The organism is Microbulbifer maximicatervae (SeqCode), from assembly GCF_056231245.1.
This window is the reverse complement of sequence record NZ_CP174334.1, coordinates 2558584-2580466: the sequence shown is the minus strand read 5'-3', so window position 1 is coordinate 2580466 and position 21883 is coordinate 2558584. Positions and strand designations below refer to the sequence as shown.

General features: G+C 47.7%; 19 protein-coding genes. 10 read left to right on the top strand and 9 right to left on the bottom strand.

Annotation, left to right across the window (positions count from 1 at the left end; all coding sequences use genetic code 11):
• Positions 1–66: 66 nt before the first annotated feature.
• On the bottom strand, positions 67–789 hold the full coding sequence (gene biuH / locus ACJJIS_RS11120; RefSeq protein WP_475710310.1) for a biuret amidohydrolase: 723 nt from the start codon (positions 787–789) through the stop codon (positions 67–69).
• 600 nt (positions 790–1389) lie between these two features.
• Between biuH and ACJJIS_RS11115 the strand changes: the two genes are divergently transcribed.
• From ACJJIS_RS11115 to ACJJIS_RS11105, 3 genes are all read left to right on the top strand, one after another.
• Entirely contained in the window at positions 1390–2292 is a 903-nt protein-coding gene (locus ACJJIS_RS11115) for a prohibitin family protein (protein WP_444897472.1), read from the top strand.
• Between the two features lie 290 nt (positions 2293–2582).
• Positions 2583–3374: a penicillin-binding transpeptidase domain-containing protein gene (locus ACJJIS_RS11110; RefSeq protein WP_444897471.1), complete on the top strand. Its 792-nt coding sequence runs from the start codon at positions 2583–2585 to the stop codon at positions 3372–3374.
• A 116-nt stretch (positions 3375–3490) separates the two neighbouring features.
• Positions 3491–4318: a DUF2059 domain-containing protein gene (locus ACJJIS_RS11105; protein WP_444908159.1), complete on the top strand. Its 828-nt coding sequence runs from the start codon at positions 3491–3493 to the stop codon at positions 4316–4318.
• Between the two features lie 195 nt (positions 4319–4513).
• Here the strand turns inward: ACJJIS_RS11105 and ACJJIS_RS11100 are convergent, their stop codons facing one another.
• Complete coding sequence (locus ACJJIS_RS11100; RefSeq protein WP_475710309.1) at positions 4514–6403, bottom strand: potassium transporter Kup; 1890 nt, start codon at positions 6401–6403, stop codon at positions 4514–4516.
• A 304-nt stretch (positions 6404–6707) separates the two neighbouring features.
• Between ACJJIS_RS11100 and ACJJIS_RS11095 the strand changes: the two genes are divergently transcribed.
• Entirely contained in the window at positions 6708–8348 is a 1641-nt protein-coding gene (locus tag ACJJIS_RS11095; RefSeq protein ID WP_475710308.1) for an acetolactate synthase large subunit, read from the top strand.
• Between the two features lie 50 nt (positions 8349–8398).
• Here ACJJIS_RS11095 and ACJJIS_RS11090 read toward each other — a convergent pair whose 3' ends face one another.
• The 4 genes from ACJJIS_RS11090 to ACJJIS_RS11075 form a co-directional block, all read right to left on the bottom strand.
• Positions 8399–9631: a TackOD1 domain-containing metal-binding protein gene (locus tag ACJJIS_RS11090; protein WP_475710307.1), complete on the bottom strand. Its 1233-nt coding sequence runs from the start codon at positions 9629–9631 to the stop codon at positions 8399–8401.
• 304 nt (positions 9632–9935) lie between these two features.
• Positions 9936–10961 (bottom strand): HlyD family secretion protein, encoded by a 1026-nt coding sequence (locus tag ACJJIS_RS11085; protein ID WP_413662141.1) that lies wholly within the window; start codon positions 10959–10961, stop codon positions 9936–9938.
• A gap of 5 nt (positions 10962–10966) precedes the next feature.
• Positions 10967–12232 (bottom strand): glycosyltransferase family 2 protein, encoded by a 1266-nt coding sequence (locus ACJJIS_RS11080; protein WP_444894014.1) that lies wholly within the window; start codon positions 12230–12232, stop codon positions 10967–10969.
• A 448-nt stretch (positions 12233–12680) separates the two neighbouring features.
• On the bottom strand, positions 12681–12932 hold the full coding sequence (locus ACJJIS_RS11075) for a hypothetical protein (RefSeq protein WP_444908164.1): 252 nt from the start codon (positions 12930–12932) through the stop codon (positions 12681–12683).
• 171 nt (positions 12933–13103) lie between these two features.
• On the opposite strand from ACJJIS_RS11075, the gene norR reads away from it, so the two are divergent.
• Genes norR through ACJJIS_RS11060 form a run of 3 tightly spaced genes read left to right on the top strand, consistent with a single transcriptional unit; the run spans position 13104 to position 16040 of the window.
• Positions 13104–14675: a nitric oxide reductase transcriptional regulator NorR gene (gene norR / locus ACJJIS_RS11070; RefSeq protein ID WP_475710306.1), complete on the top strand. Its 1572-nt coding sequence runs from the start codon at positions 13104–13106 to the stop codon at positions 14673–14675.
• Between the two features lie 5 nt (positions 14676–14680).
• Positions 14681–14980: a hypothetical protein gene (locus tag ACJJIS_RS11065; RefSeq protein WP_475710305.1), complete on the top strand. Its 300-nt coding sequence runs from the start codon at positions 14681–14683 to the stop codon at positions 14978–14980.
• A gap of 43 nt (positions 14981–15023) precedes the next feature.
• Positions 15024–16040, top strand: coding sequence for a hypothetical protein (locus ACJJIS_RS11060; RefSeq protein ID WP_475710304.1), 1017 nt, complete (start codon positions 15024–15026; stop codon positions 16038–16040).
• A gap of 15 nt (positions 16041–16055) precedes the next feature.
• On the opposite strand, the gene ACJJIS_RS11055 is transcribed toward ACJJIS_RS11060, so the two are convergent.
• Complete coding sequence (locus ACJJIS_RS11055) at positions 16056–18242, bottom strand: heavy metal translocating P-type ATPase (protein WP_475710303.1); 2187 nt, start codon at positions 18240–18242, stop codon at positions 16056–16058.
• Between the two features lie 77 nt (positions 18243–18319).
• Here ACJJIS_RS11055 and cadR point away from each other — a divergent pair, with 77 nt between their 5' ends.
• The 3 genes from cadR to ACJJIS_RS11040 all read left to right on the top strand — a co-directional run bounded on the left by cadR (position 18320) and on the right by ACJJIS_RS11040 (position 20121).
• Positions 18320–18754 (top strand): Cd(II)/Pb(II)-responsive transcriptional regulator, encoded by a 435-nt coding sequence (gene cadR, locus ACJJIS_RS11050; RefSeq protein WP_444897465.1) that lies wholly within the window; start codon positions 18320–18322, stop codon positions 18752–18754.
• Positions 18755–18775: 21 nt separating this feature from the next.
• Positions 18776–19612, top strand: coding sequence for a metallophosphoesterase (locus ACJJIS_RS11045; protein ID WP_445354104.1), 837 nt, complete (start codon positions 18776–18778; stop codon positions 19610–19612).
• 104 nt (positions 19613–19716) lie between these two features.
• On the top strand, positions 19717–20121 hold the full coding sequence (locus ACJJIS_RS11040) for an acyl-CoA thioesterase (protein ID WP_445354105.1): 405 nt from the start codon (positions 19717–19719) through the stop codon (positions 20119–20121).
• A gap of 39 nt (positions 20122–20160) precedes the next feature.
• Here ACJJIS_RS11040 and ACJJIS_RS11035 read toward each other — a convergent pair whose 3' ends face one another.
• Together ACJJIS_RS11035 and ACJJIS_RS11030 are read right to left on the bottom strand one after the other, a co-directional pair.
• The gene (locus ACJJIS_RS11035) at positions 20161–20598 is read right to left on the bottom strand and encodes a cupin domain-containing protein (RefSeq protein ID WP_475710302.1); all 438 of its coding nucleotides are present in this window, start codon (positions 20596–20598) and stop codon (positions 20161–20163) included.
• A gap of 11 nt (positions 20599–20609) precedes the next feature.
• Complete coding sequence (locus tag ACJJIS_RS11030) at positions 20610–21785, bottom strand: thiolase family protein (protein ID WP_475710301.1); 1176 nt, start codon at positions 21783–21785, stop codon at positions 20610–20612.
• Positions 21786–21883: the final 98 nt, after the last annotated feature.

Below are 21883 nucleotides of genomic sequence, written 5' to 3'. Positions count from 1 at the left end.
TAAAATGCCATTAGGGAAGAGCGATCTCAGTAACAAGCTCTTCCCCAACAACAATACATGATTTACTTACCTGGTATTAGAGGCTTCCGCTAGTCCCTTCAGGAGTTTCTGACTATCTGTATAAGCGCCAAAGACACCTCCCTGCATAGTAATCATCTTGAGAGCCGACTCATGGTTGCCGATGTCGGTAGCCCCAGTGCAGTCTGATAGAAGCAGGCACTCGAATCCTCGATCATTTGCTTCCCTCATGGTGGTGTGTACGCATACGTCGGTTGTAACGCCCACGAGAATCAAGTTATCGATCCCTTTAAGCTTGAGTATTAGCCCGAAGTCTGTAGAAAAGAAGGTACCTTTGCCTGGCTTATCAATAATGACCTCACCAGCTTTGGGCGCTAGTTCAGGGATCACGTCCCAACCAGGTTCCCCTCTGACTAAAATACGTCCACATGGTCCCGGGTCGCCGATACCCGCAGCAATTTGTCGTGAGCGCCAGCGTTTGTTTGGAGGGAGGTCAGAAAGGTCGGGGCGATGCCCCTCCCGGGTGTACATAATGTGATAGTTTTCTGCCCGCATCGCATTCAATACTTGCTGGATGGGTTCGATGGGCTTGCGCATTGCCTCCAGATCATATCCCATCTTGTCGACATAGCCGCCGGGGCTGCAAAAGTCCACCTGCATGTCAATAACCACGAGAGTGGTGTTTTCTGGCCTGAGATCCCCATTATATGGCCACTTGTATGGGTTGGCCTCGACAGGGCCATTTTTGTCCGATGAATCTGAAGTGCTCATTGTCAAGGCCTCTACTTATTGATAGAGAAAGTGATTGCCAATGGATAATAGCGTTGATTGAGAGCTTGATTGATTGGTAAGACTTTATTGGGCGCACAATTCTTGCTTAGGTGAGGTATGACCGAATCCGCATAAGTAATGAATGCTCATCTGGTAGTGGGTTTAGGCGTATCTCTCCTATATCTTTTGTTCATGAAAGGCCAAAACATTGCGACATATATTTTGTGTATTCGTTTCTCTTCAACTATTTGATCAAATTTAAAAGGCCGCCTTTATTCGTATATCTAGCATATGAAATTTCGAGTGCGATTTTATTTTGCGCTAAATATCTACAAACAAGATCACGGTTGGATAGTTGAAGCTTACTTCTATATTTCGGTTCAAAGAGTTCGTTCCACTGATATGTGGAAGTGAAACGTCACACTTTTTTTATTGAAAAATTATCTATATTATCCTGCGTGTCATTTTGAGTGAATTTTAGTGGGGCTTATTTGGTACTCCCTTCTGGTTTAGAAATATAGGGATTAAAGAATATCCGCTTATGTATTCATCTTTGAAGTTAAGAACCGTTTTTGGATGTAAGTAGTTAAAGGAAAGTTTGTGGAAAATCTTAAGAAGGGAATTTTCGCTGGTGTTGCATTACTGATTATTCCTATCGCCATGGGGACTGTTTTCACGGTTGACGAGGGGCACGTAGGAATTGTAAAGCGATTTGGTAAGGCAATCTCACAGGTTGATCCTGGAATTCATACGAAAGTCCCATTTATGGACAATGTGGTCGAAATCGAAGTAAGAACCCGGAAAAATGTTGAGACGATGAATGCCGCCACTGCAGAACAAATGCCGTTAAAAGCAGTGACTGCGGTGAACTGGACGGTAACTCGCAGTGCAGCCATTGATTTGTATAAGCAATATGGCGGTTTGGAACAATTTGAACAGCGGATTCTCGATCCCAGGCTGAGAAGCGCCAGTAAAGCTGGTTTGGCTGAATTCAAGGCAGAGCAGATTATCCAGAACCGGAATGCAGCAATTCGACGTATTGAGGAACTCTTGGAGGAGGAAACCAAGGGGTTGCCTATGGAATTGGGAGATGTACAGATTGAGAGCATCAGCTTGCCTCCCAAGTACATCCAATCTATTGAAACCAAGCAGACAGAGTTGAACCTGGCGGCTGCCGAAAAGCACAAATTGGAACGTCAAAAGCTGGAAGCGCAACGTGAGGTGAATACTGCTAATGCGCGCCGTGATGCCACCAAAGCTAAAGCAGATGGTGAAGCCCATAAGATTCGTGTAGAGGCCGAGGCGGAAGCTTTTGCGATTCTGGAGAAAGGGGAAGCGGAAGCCGCAGCGATTAAAGCAAAAGCTGATGCGATTGCCAGAAACCATACCTTGGTTGAATATATCCGCGCGCAGCAATGGAATGGCCAGATGCCTTCAACTATTATGGGTGGCGATCAGCCAATTCTGTGGGATATGGGGAATAACTCAGACCGCAGAAATTAAGATAGCTCAAAGCTAGAGCTTTGCTTGCTTTTTACACAAAAGGTTTGGCGTTTATCAATAGGAAACGCCAAGCCTAGTTTGTTCAGTTGGCAGTATTTCCTAAATTCTAAATGATGGTACAGTTATTACTTAATAAGGACTGTTTGTTAGTCTCTTAGTTACTTGACTTGCCAAGTAACTCCTCCCAATATCCGAAAGGTACTTTTCGGTGTGCTAATTACCCAGTTTATCCGGATTAAATTTATTGATGTTCCTCGGGTATCACGCACTCTAAATCAAGGAGATTCCGGTTGAAACACTTTATATGGTTTATCACTGCTGCAATATTGGTTTTTGGTGTCAGCAACTCGGTGATTGCAGAAGATGGGGGCTCATGTAGCAAGTTATGTACTTTTGTGCTCAAGAATAGTCGGACCTCAGAATATACGGTAATTAATAGGGAGAGGGCAGCCAGGCAGTTCACACCATTCTCTACTTTTAAGGTTCCAAATACCCTTATTGCACTTGACTTGGGTTTAGTTGAGAACCTGTTACAAGAGCTAACCTATAATCATGACAAATACCCGGCTAAAGGGTGGTGGCCTACAATCTGGTCAGAAAGACCTTTGACAATTCGCGAAGCATTTCAAAATTCAGCGGTTCCGATCTATCAGCAATTAGCAACGGAGATTGGCGCTAAGAGAATGAATCAGTATTTGGCAGGTTTTAATTATGGTAATCGGGATGCTTCGTCTGGTATTGATACCTTCTGGCTCAATGAGAGTATCAAAATATCCGCGTTGGAGCAGGTAGACTTCCTGGAACGTTTATTTACTGGTCAATTACCTGTATCGCAGTCAGCTATAGATAAAATTAAAGAAGTGATGCTGGTAGAGGAGACTGATACCTATAAGTTATATGCAAAAACAGGAGGAGGGCCAATAGCTAAAAATAAGGCTTTAGGCTGGTATATTGGAATTGTAGAGTCCAATAACAATATTCATTATTTTGCGATTAACATAGATGGCAGCAGTTTTCGGGAAGTACAAAAGAAAAGAATTGAAATTGCCAGAAAGAAACTATCTGAGTTGGGGGTTATTTAGGCTCTTTATAGCAAAGCTGTGGTACGTCTGTTTTGCAATGGTTAGGGCTTTTTGATTGATTGTTGTGAGTCAATCGGCATAATGGCGATCAAATTCACTTTCATATGGGGCTTCCTATGGGAACTCAAGCTGTAAAAGTTATATTTGCTTTATTCATCAGCACCTTTTGCTCATTATGCCTGGCTGCCGATAAAGCAGACAATTTGGATAAGCTTCTGCTTGTATCGGGTTTCACCAAGCAGGTTGAGGGGTTTCCTGAGCTAGTAAAATCTGGATTTGCGGAAGGCGTACAGCAAGGTGCACCAATTCCTCAGGATAAACTGCAAAAGATTCTTGAAAGTGCAGATAATACAATTTTACCGTCCATCATTATGGAAGAAGTGCGCTCGTCACTGAGTACTTCTCTGACCGATAAAGATGTTGAGGTCTTATTGGCTTGGTATGAGTCAGATATCGGTAAGAAAATTACTAAGGCTGAAGAGGAAGGAAGCTCTGAAGAGGCATTCCAGAATTTGATGGCTAATGCACAGCAGTTGATGGCTGACACAAAGCGCGTTGAAATGGCAACTCGTATTGATCAGCTTGTTGGTGCTACCGATATAGCGATGGAGATGCAGGTCTCTACGGGTATTGCTGTCTATTCCGCAGTGATGGCAGTGATGGCTCCCGGCCAAGAGATCAATCTAGATGCTTATAAGGCACAAATGGAGGCAATGAAGCCCCAGATGCGTCAAAATGTTGAGCAATTTGTAACTCTCTCTTTCGTGCAAACTTATCAAGGATTCGACGATGCAAGCCTAGCGAAATATGAGGAGTTCTTGAGCCAACCAGAAGCTAAAAAATTCAACTCCTCTTCAATGGCAGGGCTAAATAAAGCTCTAACACAAGTAATCGGCCGTTGGTCCGGTGATATGGCCTCTATACTTAAGAGTGAAGCGAACTGATTATGGGGTAGGGAGCTCCTGAATATCTTTGTGCTTTCTAATTAGATATTTAGGGGTTCCTCGGCCTACAGCCTGCTTCCATATTAGCCGTAAAGGAAGCAGGCTGGTATGATCAGCATGTTTTAACTATTTCTCTCTATACTCTAAGGTGAGTTTCATAAGCTCGTCAGTTATTTGATAAAATAGCTTGTCAATTCAGATCATTATATTCTCTTGTACTTCGACAGTCCTGTTAGCCGGGATACGATAATATTCAATAGCACTGCTTGAATTCCTTACCATTGCAGCAAAGATCCGCTCTCGCCAATTTGCCATTTTGCTATAGCCACCTTTAACAGGAAATATATTGTATCGGCAGGTAAAGAAAGAAGACTTACTTGGATCTATATCCAAAAGGTGCATTTTGTTGAGTTTATTTATGGCCCCTTCGACATCTGGGCGTTCCATATATCCATAACGTAAGATTAGCCTGAAGCATCCCTCTCTGATCTTACTAATGATTGCTCGGTTCTTTGGGAGTACTTTTGGTGTATTGGCCGACGTAACGGTTAGGAAAAGGTTCTTTTCATGAAGGACACTATTATGTTTCAAATTGTATATTAGGGCATGAGGTACAAAGAGTTGATTGGTTCCCACAAATATCGCTGTTCCAGGTACTCGTAATGGGGGGTTATCAAAAAGTGAGTTTAAATAGGGTTCCAATTTATAATTCTTACCCTGCAAGTAACAATTTATTGCTTTTTTTCCATCTCTCCAAGTAATCATCAGCATCGCAATAAATGCGGCTAAACTTATAGAGAACCACCCCCCGTGGCCAATCTTTGCCAGGTTTGAAGTAACAAAGGCAAAATCAATAAAAGCAAAGAATGAGCCGACAGCTAGGCAAATTAGCAGATTGTATTTGAGGTAGTGGCGATACACGATTGCTGCAATGCAGGAGGTAATCAACATTGCGCCACTCACTGACACACCATAAGCACTAGCCAGGTGGACTGAGCTTCCAAAGAGAATTGCCACTAGTATTACCGCTGTCATTAATAGGTAATTGACCCCGGGCATATAAACTTGCCCCACGAGTGCTGATGACGTGTGCCGGATGGCAAAACGGGGCATCAAGCCAAGTTGGATTCCTTGTTTTGTCAGGGAGAAGGTCCCCGAGATACAGGCCTGGGAAGCGATGCAGGTTGCTACAGTTGCAAGAATAATCATTGGGTAGAGCGACCAGTCCGGGTACATCCGGTAAAAGGGGTTGTCTACCGCAGAGGTGTCACTAATAAGTAGAGCGCCCTGTCCCATATAGTTCAACACGAGGGCGGGGAACACCAAACCTATCCAGGCAATTCTTATAGGCATGCGTCCAAAATGCCCCATGTCGGTATATAGGGCCTCTCCTCCGGTAAACACCAGTAATACTGCACCTAATATCCAGAATGAAGCCATGCCATGGTTAGTGAGGAAGCTAACAGCATGCAAGGGATTAATGGAGTGGAGAATTACAGGATTCTGGAGCACCCAGTAAAGGCCCGCGAGCAGCAAAACTAAGAACCAGATGGCGGTAATCGGGCCGAACAGTTTCCCCACGGTTTCGGTGCCGAAGCGCTGTACAAAAAACAATCCAAAGAGTATGCCGATAGAAATTGGCAGGATAAACGGTTTTAGAGTTTTGTTGACTATCTCCAGTCCTTCGACTGCGGAGAGAACGGAGATGGCTGGTGTGATAACGGCATCACCAAAAAATAGTGCCGCGCCACAGATCCCGCCGCCTATAATGAACTTTCTTAATAATTCTCGCCCTTTTGTCGCTTCTAGGGCCAGCGTCATCAGCGCCATGATCCCGCCTTCCCCTCGGTTGTCCAGGCGCATTACCAATATGACGTACTTAATAGTGACAATGAGGGTAAGTGCCCAGAAGACAGCAGACACCCCACCAATAATGGTCTCTGTGTTATGGGGAATTCCAAACCGGGGGTGGAAAATCAGTTTAAAGGCGTAGAGTGGGCTGGTACCGATATCACCAAATACAACCCCGAGAGCGGCAAGTGAGAGAACCCAGTGTTTTCTTGCGCCTTCTGAGCGAGATTCCATTTGCAACTCTTATCATCCAGTGTCATACAAAGGCAGTGATTTAATACTTATCAGGGAGTTTGCTGTCATCACTTGGATGGTGGGTATCAGCGCGCAAGAAATTAATTTTCCCTGAGACTGATCTTAGCAATACATTGCTAAGGCACCATGTGAGCTACTGTGCAGGGTGCAAACTTATGAGCCGATAAAGTGAGATGTAAGAGAGGTATCCGCGTAATTGAGCAATCGTGTCAGGCAGTTATAAAAACAGCTCTTTTGGCGGGGATCTTATTGTTAGTAAGGCGGGACTACAGGAGCCTCCCCAATGAAAGCATCGGACCTTTTTATTCGTGCCCTAGAGAAAGAGGGCGTTGAGTATATTTTCGCGATTCCTGGTGAGGAAAACCTGGATATGCTGGAATCTTTGCGGGGCTCAAAGATAAAACTAATTGTCACGCGCCATGAACAGGGTGCCGGTTTTATGGCTGCTACCTATGGTCGGCTTACGGGCAAACCAGGTGTCTGCATGTCTACTTTGGGGCCGGGGGCCACGAACCTTGTGACAGCTGCAGCCTATGCCCAGCTCGGTGGAATGCCGATGGTGATGGTCACAGGTCAAAAACCTATCAAAAGTTCTAAGCAAGGCCAGTTCCAGATTATTGATATTGTTGACATGATGCGTCCACTCACCAAGTTCACCAAGACCATTGTGGGTGGCGACTATGTGCCAGCTCATGTCCGTGAAGCCTTTCGGCAATCGGAAGAGGAGCGGCCGGGGGCAACCCACTTGGAATTTCCTGAAGATATTGCCCGTGAACACTCCACCATGCCGGTCTTGGAGCCCAGCTATAACCGCAGGCCAATTGCCGAAGAGAAGGCAGTGCGCAAAGCTGCAGAAGCGATTGAGGCATCCCGTAAACCTCTGCTGTTGGTGGGAGCAGGCGCAAACCGTAAATTAACCGCCAAAATGTTGCGCAAGTTTGTCGACAAATTGGGTATTCCGGTGGTCACAACTCAGATGGGCAAGGGAGTAATTGATGAATCGGGCCCGCACTTTATTGGCAACACCGCGCTATCGGATGGGGATTTTGTTCACCGGGCCATTGAGCAGGCCGACCTGATTATCAATGTGGGTCATGATGTTGTAGAAAAACCGCCTTTCTTTATGCGTCCCGGTGGCCCGGAAGTTGTACATATCAACTTCAATTCAGCGCAGGTGGACCCGGTCTACTTTCCGCAGATAGAGGTGGTTGGCGATATTGCCAACAGCTTGTGGCAGCTGGACCAGCACTTGGAACCCCAGGATCACTGGAGCTTTACCGATGCGCACCGTATCCGTGCCGCGCTTCAAAAGCACATCCAGGAGGGCTCAAATACCACCACTTTCCCAATTCGTCCGCAACGACTGGTAAAGGATCTCCGCGAAGTAATGCCGGAGAAGGGCATTATTGCGCTTGATAATGGCATGTTCAAAATATGGTTCGCGCGGAATTATCCTGCTTTAGCCCCGAATACCGTGCTGCTCGACAACGCACTGGCAACGATGGGGGCGGGCTTGCCTTCGGCAATGGCTGCCAAGTTGGTATGCCCAGACCGCCGTGTGGTTGCAATTTGTGGGGATGGGGGCTTTATGATGAATTCCCAGGAGATTGAAACGGCGGTTCGTTTAAAAATTGACCTCATCGTACTTATTTTACGCGATGATGCCTACGGTATGATCAAGTGGAAGCAGGCCATGATGGAGTTTGATAACTTTGGTCTGGATTTTGGTAACCCTGATTTTGTCGACTATGCAAAATCCTATGGTGCTCATGGCCACAGAATAACGGCCACGGATGAGTTTAAGCCGATGATAGAAAAATGCTGTAGGGCGGGTGGGGTCCATCTCGTGGATGTGCCAGTGGATTACAGTCACAACGACCGTATCCTGAACCATGAAATTAGGGAGTTATCGAGTAAGTTGTAGGCGCTAGCCGGCTCGGGTAAGGTGGTTGTAACAGGGCGGGCGGCTTTCTTTTAAACAAGCTCCTCGGGCCCGAGTACTTTAAAGTAGGGGCCAATATCCAGCCTTATGGAGGACATGGCAATCTTGATCATTTCTCTGCGATCTTCAAGTATGTCCTCCTTAGCTATTCCATGTAGAACCATATAATCTTCATATTTCCCGGTAATAAAGTCCTCTTTCCGTATACCTTCGTAAGCTCTACATAAAACTCCATGAAGGTTCTCTATGAATTGGCGGCGGCTCTGCATTGTTTGTCGGGGTCCATGTTCGACTTCGAGTTCATGAGCATGTTCATAGTTGATATTCACCAAGCAAAAATTTGTTTTGTTCTCTTTCCATGCTCTTGCCGCCTGGTTGAGTTCTACGATCAGGGTGAAGGGCAGGTCGGCAAACATGGGATTGTGGTCAGTGAAATCGAGAAATGCGTATCCTGCCCTAAGGTAACTGCTGGCTCTTTCAGTGAGGTCGTAACTATGAATATCACCGGTACGGATTGACTCGCTGTCGGTATCCATCTGGCAGTTGAGACACAAAAACCCTATTTCCACTTCTGAGCTGGCATGGCCGCAAGCATTGCAAATAAGTAGTGTGCCGGGTTTGTCGTAGTCACTGCCGAAGTGTAAAAGCTCCTTTCGACATTTGGGGCAAATCAGGTCTTCACCTTCCCTGAAGTCAGCTTCGCGTCCCAGGTAGGCGCAGCTGAAATGGTGCAGATAGAAGTCTTCGGTAAGGTTAGAGGATCTGCATACCGCACACTCTTCACGGACATTAAACTGGGAACCTCCACAGCCGTTACAGATATGGCGTCGATCGAAAAACTTGCCCTGTAGAAATCCTGATTCGATCAGTTTTTCACATTCCGTCACAACCGTCGGGCTATCGAGGATAATATTAAAATCAACAGTAGCTTTGGAGTTGGGGCTATAGTGCGGCGAGAGACTTACGCCAGATACAAATAATCGCGCTAGTATTTTGTCGCTATCTTTCTGAGTGGTGTGGAAATCCAGGTGGACTTGCGCGCGCCGATAGTGAAAGTCGTCAATAACCTGGCTCACAACGGGCATATCCTGCGCACTAAGCTTTGAGCAATCCAGATCTGCCTTCTCGCCGACTGTTCCAGTGAGATCAATAACCGGGAGTAGATACAAGCCACCACGCATATGCCATATATGCGTCAGGTCATCTACTGATGCTGGCTCCTCAATTAAAATAGCGTCTTTGGATTCACCGGTATGCGATGTCACCTTAGAGTCGCCGGGCCAGCGAAAAAAGCTATATTCGTCACTTAAAAAGGAGATGCTGATTCCTCCACACCTATATAACAGCTGGCGTTTGAAAGATTAACTGAGTGTTTTAGCTTATTTCATGCCAGTTATGCGTAACTGTGTAGCCTGTAGTGTATATGGCGTCCCTTTAACTGAATAGATTGTTGAGTATTTAAGAAAAGATAGGTGAAAAATTGGCAATAGGCAGGGATAGGTGCCCTACGTCCCTGGCGGGAATTAGGAATAATTGTATGACATAGAAGGTAGTCGTCATCTGGGGAAGTTAATTAATAAATTTATCAATAATGACATCAATCCAGTCAATCTTTAGGGTTATGGTAACTTTCTCGTTCACCGGAAATTTTGATGGGTCAAGTAAGACTATTTTCGCTAACTGATTACGCGATGTGGGCTTGAATGTATTTTGGAACTCCTGGGGTAGTGCGGCTGAGAGGGGGATCATTTCTACAAGTACCCCTTTGTCTTTAAAGCGTCCACCAGTAACCAATACCTCCATTCCAGGCTTGATCACGAATTGATATTGATTGGGTAGATAGGCTAGGACATAGGCTTCCCCGGTGTAGATAGACATAAGGGGCTCCCCAGCATCATAGACATTGCCGACATGGGGGACTGAAGCCCCAACTAGACCAGAAGTGGGGCTTTGAATAATACCGTTATTGTAATGCTCCTCCAGTTTTCTTAGCGCTTGTTCGGAGCGATAAATTGCCTCATCAACAGATCTACGTTTTCCTTCCAGGGTGGCGCTTTCAACTTGTAATTTTACCAGGGTCTCACTGGCCTCGAAGTTATCTTTCAATACATCTTGGTAACCGACTTCGCTGACTACTCCTCTATTTGCAAGTTTATTGATTCTATCTACGATTCGGCCAATTTGTACTTTACGCTCCTTGGCGGGAGTAAGTAGTTTTTTTGCAGTCTCTGCCAATAAAGTGAATTCAGCAGAAATCTGTATTAGGTTAGCTTGGCGGGTGGAGAGATCGGCTATTCGCTCCAGTAGCTCCATTGATTCAATCCTTAAGAGTAGCTCGCCCTCTCGAACAGCTTGCCCTTCATCTACGGCAACCTCTACCACTTTTACCAAGTAGCCCATTTCAATAACGCTTTGATCGCGTAGTACCAACCCATCGCTTCGTAGTAAAAACCAGTCGCCCCATATATATCGGATAACACCAATGCCAAATAAGATTAACAAAGCCAGATATATTCGTCGGCTGGCAGATCCCCGGGTTTTTCGCTGCTCGCTTTCGAAGCTATCTGGGCGTAGTCGTTTTCGCAGAGCCTTCATTCAAGCTACTCACGAACACGGTGTACTTTTAAAGGGGCGAAAGAATCTTTATAGGATGTTCTAAAGATCCATTCCTGAACATAAGCATACAGTCTTACGACTCGCATAAAGTTTACATAAAAGATGCTATAGGCAGGAATATAGGGCCAAAGGGGAAGTGACTTGACTTTTGGGGTTGCGTAAGAAGCTAAAGCAAAGGTAATTGTATCGAGTGCAATTAATACAACCTGGGCTCCCGCTAAAATAAACCAGGCATTTTCGCCATAACGCACGAATAGCCAGATTAAATAGACGGGTAAAGCTATTGCGGCAATAACATTGAAAACCAGGAATTCATATTGGTGAAAAAACTCTTTTAGCTGCATTCCTTGGCGGAACGGATTAATAAAATGCAGGTACTTGCGGTAACGAAGACGAATAGCATCCCGTTCCCACCTAAAGCGCTGGCGCATTAGAACGGTTATGCTGGTGGGAACATCGGTATAACAAATCGCCTCAGGTGCAAATTCCACTTTCCAACCGTAATCCCGCAAACGAAAGGTGATATCTAAGTCTTCTCCTCCGCCGGCATCAAAGCCGCCAATTTGATTCATTGCGGATACCCTAAAAGCACTGAAGGCACCGGAGGCACAACACATTTGGTCGAGCATCGCTAGAGAGTGTCGCCCCAAGCAAATACTGATTACATATTCAATGGCCTGGAATGAGCTGAGTATATTTTCTGTGGAGTTTCGAACAATTACATTACCAGAAACCACGCCAACCCTGGGATCTGCAAAGCCTTGCATCACGTATTTCATAGCGTGGCGATCGAAGGTGCAATCGCAATCAATTGAGGCGATAAAGTCGCCAGTTGAAAATCTCTGTCCTAAGTTGAGGGCTGAGGCCTTGCCTCCACGCAGTTCTGTTGCATGAGCGCCATCCAAGCGGCCCTTGTTTTGCAGGTAATGAATATCGTCTCGGGTTTTATCTGTGGAGCCATCGCTGATTGCGATGACTTCATAGGGGATATAGCTCTGTTCCTGTAAGCGCTCGCCACACTTTTCAATAGAGTTTTCTTCGTTGTGACCGGCGATGACTGCAGTGAGTCTGCCCAAGGATTCAATGTCCTCCTCGTACTCTGGTTTTGTGGCGAAAAAGAATACCGAGGTAAAAAACGACATTAAATATCTAGGGAATTCCAATACCACCACGATCCAAAACATCGTAAAGAGGGTGGCGTAGCTCTGAGTGGCAAAGAAAGTAATTCCATCATCGATCATTTCCCACATTTAGGTCTGCTCCTGAATAGGCGAATACAGGCCCCGGCTATTGCTGTTACCTATCTGTGATATGGTAGTGATCTTATTTGGAGAACAGCGAGTGTCTTGCGGCACTTCGCTTGGGTGGACTAGGGGGCGAGCATGGAAGGTTGATCTTACGCTTAGCTTCCATTCACTGGTAAGGGCTATCAGCTCACTGCTTGTATAGGCTAAGCCCAATTTTGATACCCCCTGACTTTGGCCCTTTATGCTATAGAGCCTGTAAAAGAGACCTTGGCTCAACCAGAGGGGCAGCCATAAGTCTCCCTAGAAGGAAATGCTATCTCTGAGACTGTCAGTATAGTCCACGGTGGTTTGAGGTGTCGGGCAATGCAGAGCCCCAGAGCCAGCAGAGGCTCTGGGTTGATTTATTCGCTGCTAATAGGAAGGGGGGAATTCGGAGGCGGCGGTTCAGCCTTTATCGAACCTCAAGGTCCAGATTGTATTGAGCAACCACGCGACCTATGTAGCCCAGTTTTAGAAACGTCGCACTAATCACCATAAAGATATGTCCGGCGACCTGCGTGGGAATTGAAAACAGGTGAGACAGGGGATAGCAAATAACAATCGTCAGAATAAGCAGGGGAACTGACAGAAGCAGCGTAAAGTTACCGGCTTTTAGTAGTAGCTTGAAACGCTCACGCAGTAAGGGGTTTTCCGTATTCAGCATATCGGCCTCAGGTTCAAACGGCGTCAATCTATCTTTAGCAACTGCTATGCCAAATATAAATACCAATAAAAACAACGGGTTACGGCTTATTCTTGGTGTTTATGTGTCAAATTGACCTTTATGATTGCTGTGTCATAATGACTCTTAAAGGTCTTTTGGACTGATTTGGCTATGGTAGATACCAACGCAACCTTACTGCTTGAAGTGGCTCTGGACCTGGCTAATAGCCTTAACAACAGCGATCGTTTTGAGCGTCTGCTCTCTACTATCCGCAAAGCGATCAAGTGCGATGCTGTTGCCTTGCTAGGGCTAAATGGCGCTACACTCACCCCTCTCGCAGTTCAGGGGCTTGCCCGAAGGACTCTGGGGCGGCGATTCCTAATTGATGAGCATCCACGGCTAGCGCAAATTTGCGCCTCGGAACACCCGGTCCGCTTCCCCTCTGACTGTCAGCTACCAGATCCCTTCGATGGTTTGCTGTTGGATAGGGAGGGAGATCTTCCCGTGCACTCTTGTATGGGCTTGCCTCTCTATTCAGATAACCATCTGATTGGTCTGGTAACAGTGGATAGCATGTCTGCGGATGCCTATGCCCGAATCAGTGATCGAACCCTGGAGCTGATAGCCGCGCTGTCTGCGGCCACTTTACGCACAGCTTTAGAGCTAAAAGCCCTGTCACATTCTGCCGAGCACGCTGAGCAATTGGTGAAAGACCTAACCCAGCAGGCACTGGAGCGGGATGGAGGCGAATTAATTGGTGAGAGCGCGGAAATGCAGTCCCTGCGCAGTGAGATAGAGCTGGTGGCTGGGTCGGATTACAACGTGCTGATTCTCGGAGAAACGGGAGTGGGGAAAGAGCTGGTTGCCCGTACCGTCCACAGGTTGTCGACTCGCAAGGAGAAGCCCTTAGTCTATTTGAACTGCGCTTCCCTGACTGAAACCCTGGCGGAAGCTGAACTTTTTGGCCACTCAAAAGGGGCCTTCACCGGCGCAGATCGCGAGAGGCCCGGTAAATTTTTACTGGCGAACGGCGGCACTATTTTCCTGGATGAGGTTGGCGAGTTACCGCTTGTGGTGCAGAGCAAATTGTTGCGCGTATTGCAAAGTGGTGAGATTCAGCCGGTAGGTAAGGATACGGTACAGCATGTAGATGTTCGTATTGTAGCGGCGACTAATAGGGATTTACGTAAAGGGATTGAAAACGGTACTTTCCGAGCTGATCTCTACCATCGCCTCTCTGTATATCCCCTTGAAGTCCCACCGCTATGCCGGAGGGGTAATGATGTCCTGCTGTTGGCAGACTACTTCTTGGAGCGCTCCCGCAGGAAGTTGGGTTTTCGTCAGTTGCGTCTCAGTTCAGAGGCCACCAATAAGCTACAGCGATACGCTTGGCCGGGTAATGTTCGCGAGCTGGAACATATTATCAGCCGCGCAGCCCTTAGGGCCCGCAAAGGTAGCTCTCCAGAAGCTATTGTTGCCATTACTACAGCACAAATTGAAATTCCCGATGACCTGGTTATTCAGAAGCCTCCGCAGAAACCGGTAGAGTCGCTGTCTGAGGCTATTGATTTAAGGGTGGAAACGGAAAACTATCAGCGTGAACTCATTGGGAGTGCCCTGGCTGAGACCGATGGGAACTGGAGTAAAGCGGCCAAATTACTATCCGTAGACCGAGGGAACTTGGTGCGTCTCGCTAAAAGGTTGGGTGTTTACATCAAGAAAGAGGTTGTTCGAGGTAAGTAATCTATATGAAGCAAGGAGTTGCAACGTTGATTAACGATAAAGGATTACGGTTTGCGCTGGTTGTAGGGGTAATTTCCCTGACTATCGGCTTACTGGCATTTGCGTATAACTGGAAAATAATTGGTGGGGGTTGGCCATATTTCGGTACATTTTTATTTCCAGGCAATCTTGTACTGTCATTCTTCTCTGAAGAAATAGATTTCTGGCCAAAGTTTGCACTTCAGATGAGTGGTCAGTTTTTAGTTCCTTTTTTGGTTGCGCGCGGTATTATCAAATTCAAGGATTGGTTGAGGTCACAGCTTTAGGTTTGTAATTTTGCTCGTTGCACTTCTTTCGATAGGGTAAGCAATGAACGCGGCGCTAAAAAAGATTTTTCCACTTCTATTTCTAATCTGTATCTCCATTTTTTGGGGCTTATACTATAGCTCTAACGGCCCCCTAAATGATTACGGTCGCGCTAATTACGAGTGGTTGCTACTGATAGATGGCCTTATTGTTTTACCTATTCTGTGTTTAATTTGTTCCGAAAATAAGCGGGACGCACTGCTAAAAATACTGGTCTTTGGGAGCCTGGTAGTATTGGTTGGAAGTTACATTATCCCTAATCAAAGTAAAGTCCTTTGGCCATACCTGGAGATGGGGAGATACTTGCTATTGGCAGGCTTGGTTATAGTTGAAGTGACGGCTATAGCTACAATGTGTTCGGCAATTAGGGCGGCAACTATCAACCATGACGATCCTGATATCGCAATACGCTCGTCAGTGGAGAAATATACCGGTGGGGGAGTGTTAGCACAAATATTGGAGTTCGAGGCCCGTGTTTGGATGTTCACGTTCCTTGGTCATCGCATTGACCCAAGCCAATATCACGGGAGTAAGCATTTTAGTTATCATTTGAGGGCTGGAGCAAAAACTACTGCTCTCGGATTCATTTTTATTATTTTATTCGAACTGCTAATAGTACATCTCCTTTTACACTTTATTTGGTCGCCAATGGCAGCAAATATTGTCAGCTTTTTGACTCTGTTTGGGCTTCTATTCTTGGTTGCCGAATATAGGTCAATGGGGCGTAGACCAATATCTCTTAATAATGACTGCCTCTTAGTAAGGTATGGCCTCTTTAATCAGAAGAATATTTGTCTAAGCGATATCCATTCTATTACTCAAAGCTCTGGTTACATTCCAAGGTCGAAAGCTGTAAAACGATTTAACTTTTCCGGTAATCCAAATATTCTTATCGAACTAAACAGGCAAGTTGGGCAGGTAAGATGGATTTATATTGGAGTTGATCAGCCGGCGGAATTAATCAGTGCTGTGACCGATGCTAAGAATAACTTAGAGGTGCCGCTCTCCAGCACTGACTAACTTGAGTAGGATTGATTATTTTCTCATCACTCGGAGCCCATTAAAGACGACTAACAAACTGGTACCCATATCGGCAAAAACAGCCATCCACATGGTTGCCTCTCCGGCAAAAGCAAGCACTAGAAAGACCGCTTTTATGCCCAGCGCCAAGATAATGTTCTGCCAAAGAATGTGGGCCGTTGAACGAGATAGTTGGATAAAGGTGGCGATCTTGCCCAGATTGTCGTCCATCAGGGCCACATCAGCGGTTTCTATCGCTGTGTCGGTTCCCGTTGCTCCCATCGCAAATCCAATATCAGCACGTGCCAAGGCGGGAGCATCGTTAATGCCATCGCCAACCATGCCAACCTGGCCTTTTCCAGATAGAGCCTCCACCTCTCTGAGCTTGTCTTCCGGCAGTAGGTTGCCTTCAGCCCGATCGATGCCGACTTGTTTGGCAATCGCATCTGCAGTGTGCTGGTTGTCCCCGGAAAGCATCAGTGTTTTCACGCCCAGCTTGTGAAGGCTCTCAATGGCGTGTTGGCTCGATTCCTTCACGGTATCGGCGACAGCAAATATCGCCAGTACGGAGTTCTCCCGGGTCAGCATCACAACAGTTTTCCCTTCTTCCTCAAGGGTTCCCAATTGGCGCTCCAGCTCGGCGGAGCAAATGCCCAATTCTTCAATAAGCCGGTGGTTACCCAGGTAGCACTGATCCCCCTGAATTCTGCCCCTGACGCCGCGCCCGGCCAGGGCTTCAAAAGTATCCACTTCTTGTAGGCGTTCGTGGGGAATCTGAGCAAACTCCAGTACGGCCCTGGATACCGGATGATCGGAACGTTCGGCTAGGCTCGCCGCCAGGGTTTGTACCTCTTCCGCGGGCATTGGCGCTAACACTTGAAAATCCGTGACGGTTGGCAGGCCATGGGTGATGGTTCCAGTTTTATCCAATGCCAACCAGCGAAGGTGGCGCCCTTGCTCAAGGTAGGCCCCGCCTTTAACAAGGATTCCGTGGCGGGTGGCCGATGCCAGGCCGCTTACGATGGTGACAGGAGTTGCGATCACCAGTGCGCAGGGGCAGGCGATTACCAGTAACACGAGTGCGCGATAGATCCATTCCATCCAGCTGCCGGCAAAAAGCAGCGGCGGTATTACCGCAGTAGCCAGTGCCACTGCAAATACCAGGGGCGTATACCAGCGGGCGAATTGGTCGACAAAGCGCTGGGTTGGTGCGCGACTACCTTGTGCGGCTTCCACCGCATGAATGATTCGGGCGAGCAGATTATCGTTGGCAGCTGCCGTAGATTGGTATTCGAGTACCCCGGATTCGTTGATACTGCCGGCGAAAAGTTCATCTCCAGGGCCTTTGTCTACCGGAAGGCTCTCCCCGGTAATTGGGGCCTGGTTTACTGCTGAATTGCCGCGTATTACCTCCCCATCAAGAGCGATACGTTCGCCGGGGCGCACCCGAATGGTTGTGCCAACCGGAACAGTCTTGGCTGACATGGAAGCCCACTCGCCATCTGGCCCCTGTACAGTGGCGGTTTCCGGGGCCAGGTCCATCAACTCCCGAATCGCATTGCGGGCACGATCCAGGGATTTGGCTTCAATTAATTCTGCCAGGGTGAATAACACCATCACCATTGCCGCTTCGGGCCAATGACCGATAAGCAGGGCGCCGGTGACCGCGATGGACATCAGCGCGTTCATATTCAGGTTGCGATTGCTGAGTGCAATCCAGCCCTTTTTGTAGGTCGTGAGTCCGCCGCCAGCGATAGCGGCCAGGGCCAGTATCATTACCAGCCAATTGTTCCCCCCCTGTAACCAGAATACGACCTCGGAGGCAATTGCCGCCAAACCGGCAGCGCCCAATAACCACCAGTTTGCATGGGTGGTAGGTGGCGCGGAATCGATGTCATCTTCGGTGGCCAGGCGTGCGTCCAGGTCAAGAGGGGTCAGAGTGTTGAGGATCTTGCTCTCCATACCGGGCGCGTGGCGCACCTGTAGGATTCGCTGCACCAGGTTAAAGTCCAGCTGGTAAATTCCCTGCATGCCAGAGAGCTTGGCGCGTATCAACCCTTCTTCAGTGGGGCAGTCCATCTTGCTGATGGAGAACAGGGACAGGTCACCTTTGTCGTTGTTGTTATTGGTGTTTTGAATCGGCGTCATGGTTGCGGCTTGGGTTGCCTCGCTGCAGCCACAGCTGGAATCGCGCTTGACCATTATTCACTCTCGGATAGATCAGTCAGTGAGCCAGTATTACAATCCCTCTAGTAACTATAGAGTCAAGAGGGAGTGGCATGGCTTACAAAATTGGTGAAGCTGCCAGGAGAGTGGGCTGCAAAGTGGAAACGGTTCGTTACTACGAGCAGGCAGGGCTACTGCCAGAGCCCGCTCGCTCAGAGGGTAATTTCCGGCTCTATTCAGAGTCTCACCTGGAACAACTGCGTTTTATTCGCCACTGTCGTTCTCTGGATATCCCCCTCGAGGATATTCGCAACCTGTTGAGATTAAAAGAGGCTCCATCGCAAAGCTGCACTGATATTGATAGCGTGGTTGATGATCAAATTCAAAGAGTCGAAAAACAACTGGAATCGCTCAAGCAGTTGCGAAAAAGCTTGGTAGATTTACGCAATCGATGTGAGGGTGGCCAGGCAATTAATGCCTGTGACATTATGCGGGAGCTGACAGATTGTAGCTGTCATGGCCATCCGGCAAATAATAATGAGTGTTAGTCGTAAATTTTGGGCCTTGTTTTGAGTAAGTGGCGTATAACTTTTATCGTATTATTTTGTATTGGTTTGTTGTTGGCCGTATGGGCATTTATCGTTGAGCCTGCAAGTTTCCGAATTAATGAAGATGATATTGTCGTAGATGCCTGGCCAAAGGAATGTAACGGGCTAAGGGTCGCGATACTTGCTGACCTGCATGTAGGTTCCCCTTACAAGGGGCGGAAGAGCTTACAAAACCTGGTTGAGGCTGTTAATAAAAGCCAACCCGACCTTATTCTCCTACCCGGTGACTTTGTTATTCAAGGGGTTGTTGGAGGTAAATTCGTTCGGCCGGAGGATGCAGCGGGAATTCTTAAAGAACTCAAGGCCCCGATGGGGGTGTTTGCCGTATTGGGAAATCATGATTGGTGGCTTGATGCAGCGCGGGTTGAGCAATCCCTTGAAAGCCAGGGAATTTCAGTGCTTGAGGATAAGTCAGTAAGTCTGGTTAGTAGCGAATGTAAATTACGACTAGTGGGAATCAGTGATTTTTGGGAGGGGCCTCACGATGTTAAAAAAGCAATGCAGGGGATAGATGAAGGTGAGACGATATTGGCCTTCACTCATAATCCGGATATTTTCCCCGAACTGCCTGCGGAGCTGTCATTAACTATCGCCGGGCATACTCACGGGGGCCAGGTCTACTTGCCGTTTATTGGGCGGCCCATAGTACCTTCAAGTTACGGGCAGCGTTTTGCTATTGGGCATATTGTTGAAGGTGATAAACACCTCTATGTAAGCCCTGGGGTAGGGACCAGTATTTTGCCAGTACGTTTCCTGGTGCCACCAGAAGTAACTGTATTATCCATATTTGGTCCTTGAGGTTTGATCTCTCAATGATGGATTTGGGTAGGTGGTTTGGTAGGAATGGAGCGGGGACCTTCACATATAATTCCAGCCCAGATAAGAAATAACGGGTTGATACGATGATAACAGTCAAACGAAAAGTACTGTTCGGGGATTGTGATCCCGAGGGAATCGTATACACCCCAAGGTTCTCATCGTTTGCACTTGAGGCAACCCATGATGCAATGGCTGTTCTGCTTGAAGGGCCTGCTATCGCCAGAATGAAACAACTGGGTTTTCTTACACCTGTAAGAGCTTTTAACCTGGAATTTCTATCCCCTGTAACCTGGGATCAAGAATTAAGTATCCATGTTTCTGTTGTGGATATTGGTAATCACTCTTTTACGTTTCAAACGAAAGGCTTTTTGGATAATGGGATACTAGCGTTCACCGCCAATATTACCTATGTCACCCTGTCATCCCCTGAAAAGCTAAAGACCCCATTACCTGGCTATCTTAGAGAGGCCCTGCTGCGCGTCAGTTAGCTGCCAATTCATTGGCAAGTTATTAGAGTAGGGTGCTTCCTAATTATCTTTTTGAAAGACCGTTGTCGGAATTCCCTTAGCACCAGCGTAAAAAATGATAAGTGTCGCCGGCTTGTCGCCTTCATTGCGCCCAAAATGCCACATATCGGTGACTTCAACGTAGGCTTTCCCCTCATCCAAAGTTAGGCTTTTATCCTGCTCAACGAGGGTAACTTTTAAAGTGCCTTCGGCAACATAGACGCTATTAGGTACGGGGTGTTTGTGCACTGGTAGCCGTGCGCCGGGCTCGATTGTCACACGCACCACAGAGAGCTCTGGCTGCCCCTCTGGATATTGGGGTAGGGTATCTCCGGCCCAATCCTTGGTCGATTCTACCAGTGTGTCAAATTTTACCCCCTGCATATTTTCCTGTAGATAACCCGCCAAGGGGAGCAGTAGCAGTAATACTAGGGCAGCTATAGGCTTCCAGGTGTTCATGGGGCGACTCCTTATCGCTCTAAGTAAGCAGCCGTCGCCATGCCGCCGGCAGTGCAGACACCAATAATTGCCCGATGGGCGTCGCGCCGGCCCAGCTCTAACAGGGTTGAACCCAGGTAGCGGATGCCCGACATACCGTAGGGGTGGCCGAGCGCAATAGCTCCGCCATTAACGTTGGTACTGTCCCAAGGGGTTTTGAGTTCAGCTTGGTTGTATAGGGTGGTTACGGCAAAAGCCTCATGTAGCTCCCAAAGGTCAATCATATCCTGGGTGAGTTGGTGGCGCTTCATAAGGCGACTGACCGCTGGCGCTACCGCAATACTCATCTCTTTTGGCGCTACCGCTCCCAGCTGCATACCGCGAAACAGCCCCAGAATAGGCAGGTTTCTCTGCGCTGCCAGCTCAGCATCCATCATGACGACCGCTGCGGCCCCATCGGACAGCTGGGATGCATTGCCCGGAGTTATCGTCCCCCCTGTGTTTACGGGCTCCAGCGCAGACAGGGCTTCCATGGTTGTGCCGGGGCGGGGGCCTTCATCTTCTGACAAGGTGACTTTCAGGCGATTGGTTTCGCCACTCTCCTTATCTTTCACTGCCATTACCGTATCAAACGGCGTGATTTCCTCGGCAAACTTTCCGGCCTTTTGAGCTTCAGCAACACGCTTTTGTGACTCAACCACATAGCGATCCTGATCTTCGCGACTGATGTTGTATTGATCGGCGACATAGTCGGCCGTTTGGATCATGGTCCACCAAACTGCCGGCACTTTCTTTTGTAGGGGCTCATAGACAAAATGGTTCAGGTTCAAGTTGAACTGCACCAGGCTGATACTCTCGACGCCACCGGCCACCCCAATTTGCATTTCGCCTGCGGCAATACGATTGGCCACAATAGAAGCCGCGTTAAGGCCAGAGCCGCAGTAGCGATTTATAGTAAAACCCGGCACTTGAGACCCAAAGCCGGCAAATAGTGCCGCGTTGCGCGCGACATTGTGCCCGGTAGCTCCCTCGGGTAAGCCGCACCCCAGCACAACGTCTTCCACTTCCTGTGGCGTTAAACCCGCCTTATAAACCACCTCCCTCAGGACATGGGCAGCCATAGAAATACCGTGAGTTTCATTCAGCGCACCCCGCCTGGCTTTGGCAATGGCAGTTCGGCAATAGGCAACAACGGCGACATCTCTCATGGGTGTAGCTCACACGATCGGGGAGGGGATGTGTTTACATTAGATCAGATAGAGGGGCTTGCAGGGGGGGATGTGGGCTATGAGTTGTTTTCTAGCAT

Bases quoted from the DNA above. Each gene is read 5' to 3' on its own strand.
- biuH (WP_475710310.1), bottom strand. From the start codon at position 789: ATGAGCACTTCAGATTCATCGGACAAAAATGGCCCTGTCGAGGCCAAC.
- ACJJIS_RS11105 (WP_444908159.1), top strand. From the start codon at position 3,491: ATGGGAACTCAAGCTGTAAAAGTTATATTTGCTTTATTCATCAGCACC.
- ACJJIS_RS11100 (WP_475710309.1), bottom strand. From the start codon at position 6,403: ATGGAATCTCGCTCAGAAGGCGCAAGAAAACACTGGGTTCTCTCACTT.
- ACJJIS_RS11095 (WP_475710308.1), top strand. From the start codon at position 6,708: ATGAAAGCATCGGACCTTTTTATTCGTGCCCTAGAGAAAGAGGGCGTT.
- ACJJIS_RS11085 (WP_413662141.1), bottom strand. From the start codon at position 10,961: ATGAAGGCTCTGCGAAAACGACTACGCCCAGATAGCTTCGAAAGCGAG.
- ACJJIS_RS11080 (WP_444894014.1), bottom strand. From the start codon at position 12,232: ATGTGGGAAATGATCGATGATGGAATTACTTTCTTTGCCACTCAGAGC.
- ACJJIS_RS11075 (WP_444908164.1), bottom strand. From the start codon at position 12,932: ATGCTGAATACGGAAAACCCCTTACTGCGTGAGCGTTTCAAGCTACTA.
- norR (WP_475710306.1), top strand. From the start codon at position 13,104: ATGGTAGATACCAACGCAACCTTACTGCTTGAAGTGGCTCTGGACCTG.
- ACJJIS_RS11065 (WP_475710305.1), top strand. From the start codon at position 14,681: ATGAAGCAAGGAGTTGCAACGTTGATTAACGATAAAGGATTACGGTTT.
- ACJJIS_RS11060 (WP_475710304.1), top strand. From the start codon at position 15,024: ATGAACGCGGCGCTAAAAAAGATTTTTCCACTTCTATTTCTAATCTGT.
- ACJJIS_RS11055 (WP_475710303.1), bottom strand. From the start codon at position 18,242: ATGGTCAAGCGCGATTCCAGCTGTGGCTGCAGCGAGGCAACCCAAGCC.
- cadR (WP_444897465.1), top strand. From the start codon at position 18,320: ATGGCTTACAAAATTGGTGAAGCTGCCAGGAGAGTGGGCTGCAAAGTG.
- ACJJIS_RS11040 (WP_445354105.1), top strand. From the start codon at position 19,717: ATGATAACAGTCAAACGAAAAGTACTGTTCGGGGATTGTGATCCCGAG.
- ACJJIS_RS11035 (WP_475710302.1), bottom strand. From the start codon at position 20,598: ATGAACACCTGGAAGCCTATAGCTGCCCTAGTATTACTGCTACTGCTC.
- ACJJIS_RS11030 (WP_475710301.1), bottom strand. From the start codon at position 21,785: ATGAGAGATGTCGCCGTTGTTGCCTATTGCCGAACTGCCATTGCCAAA.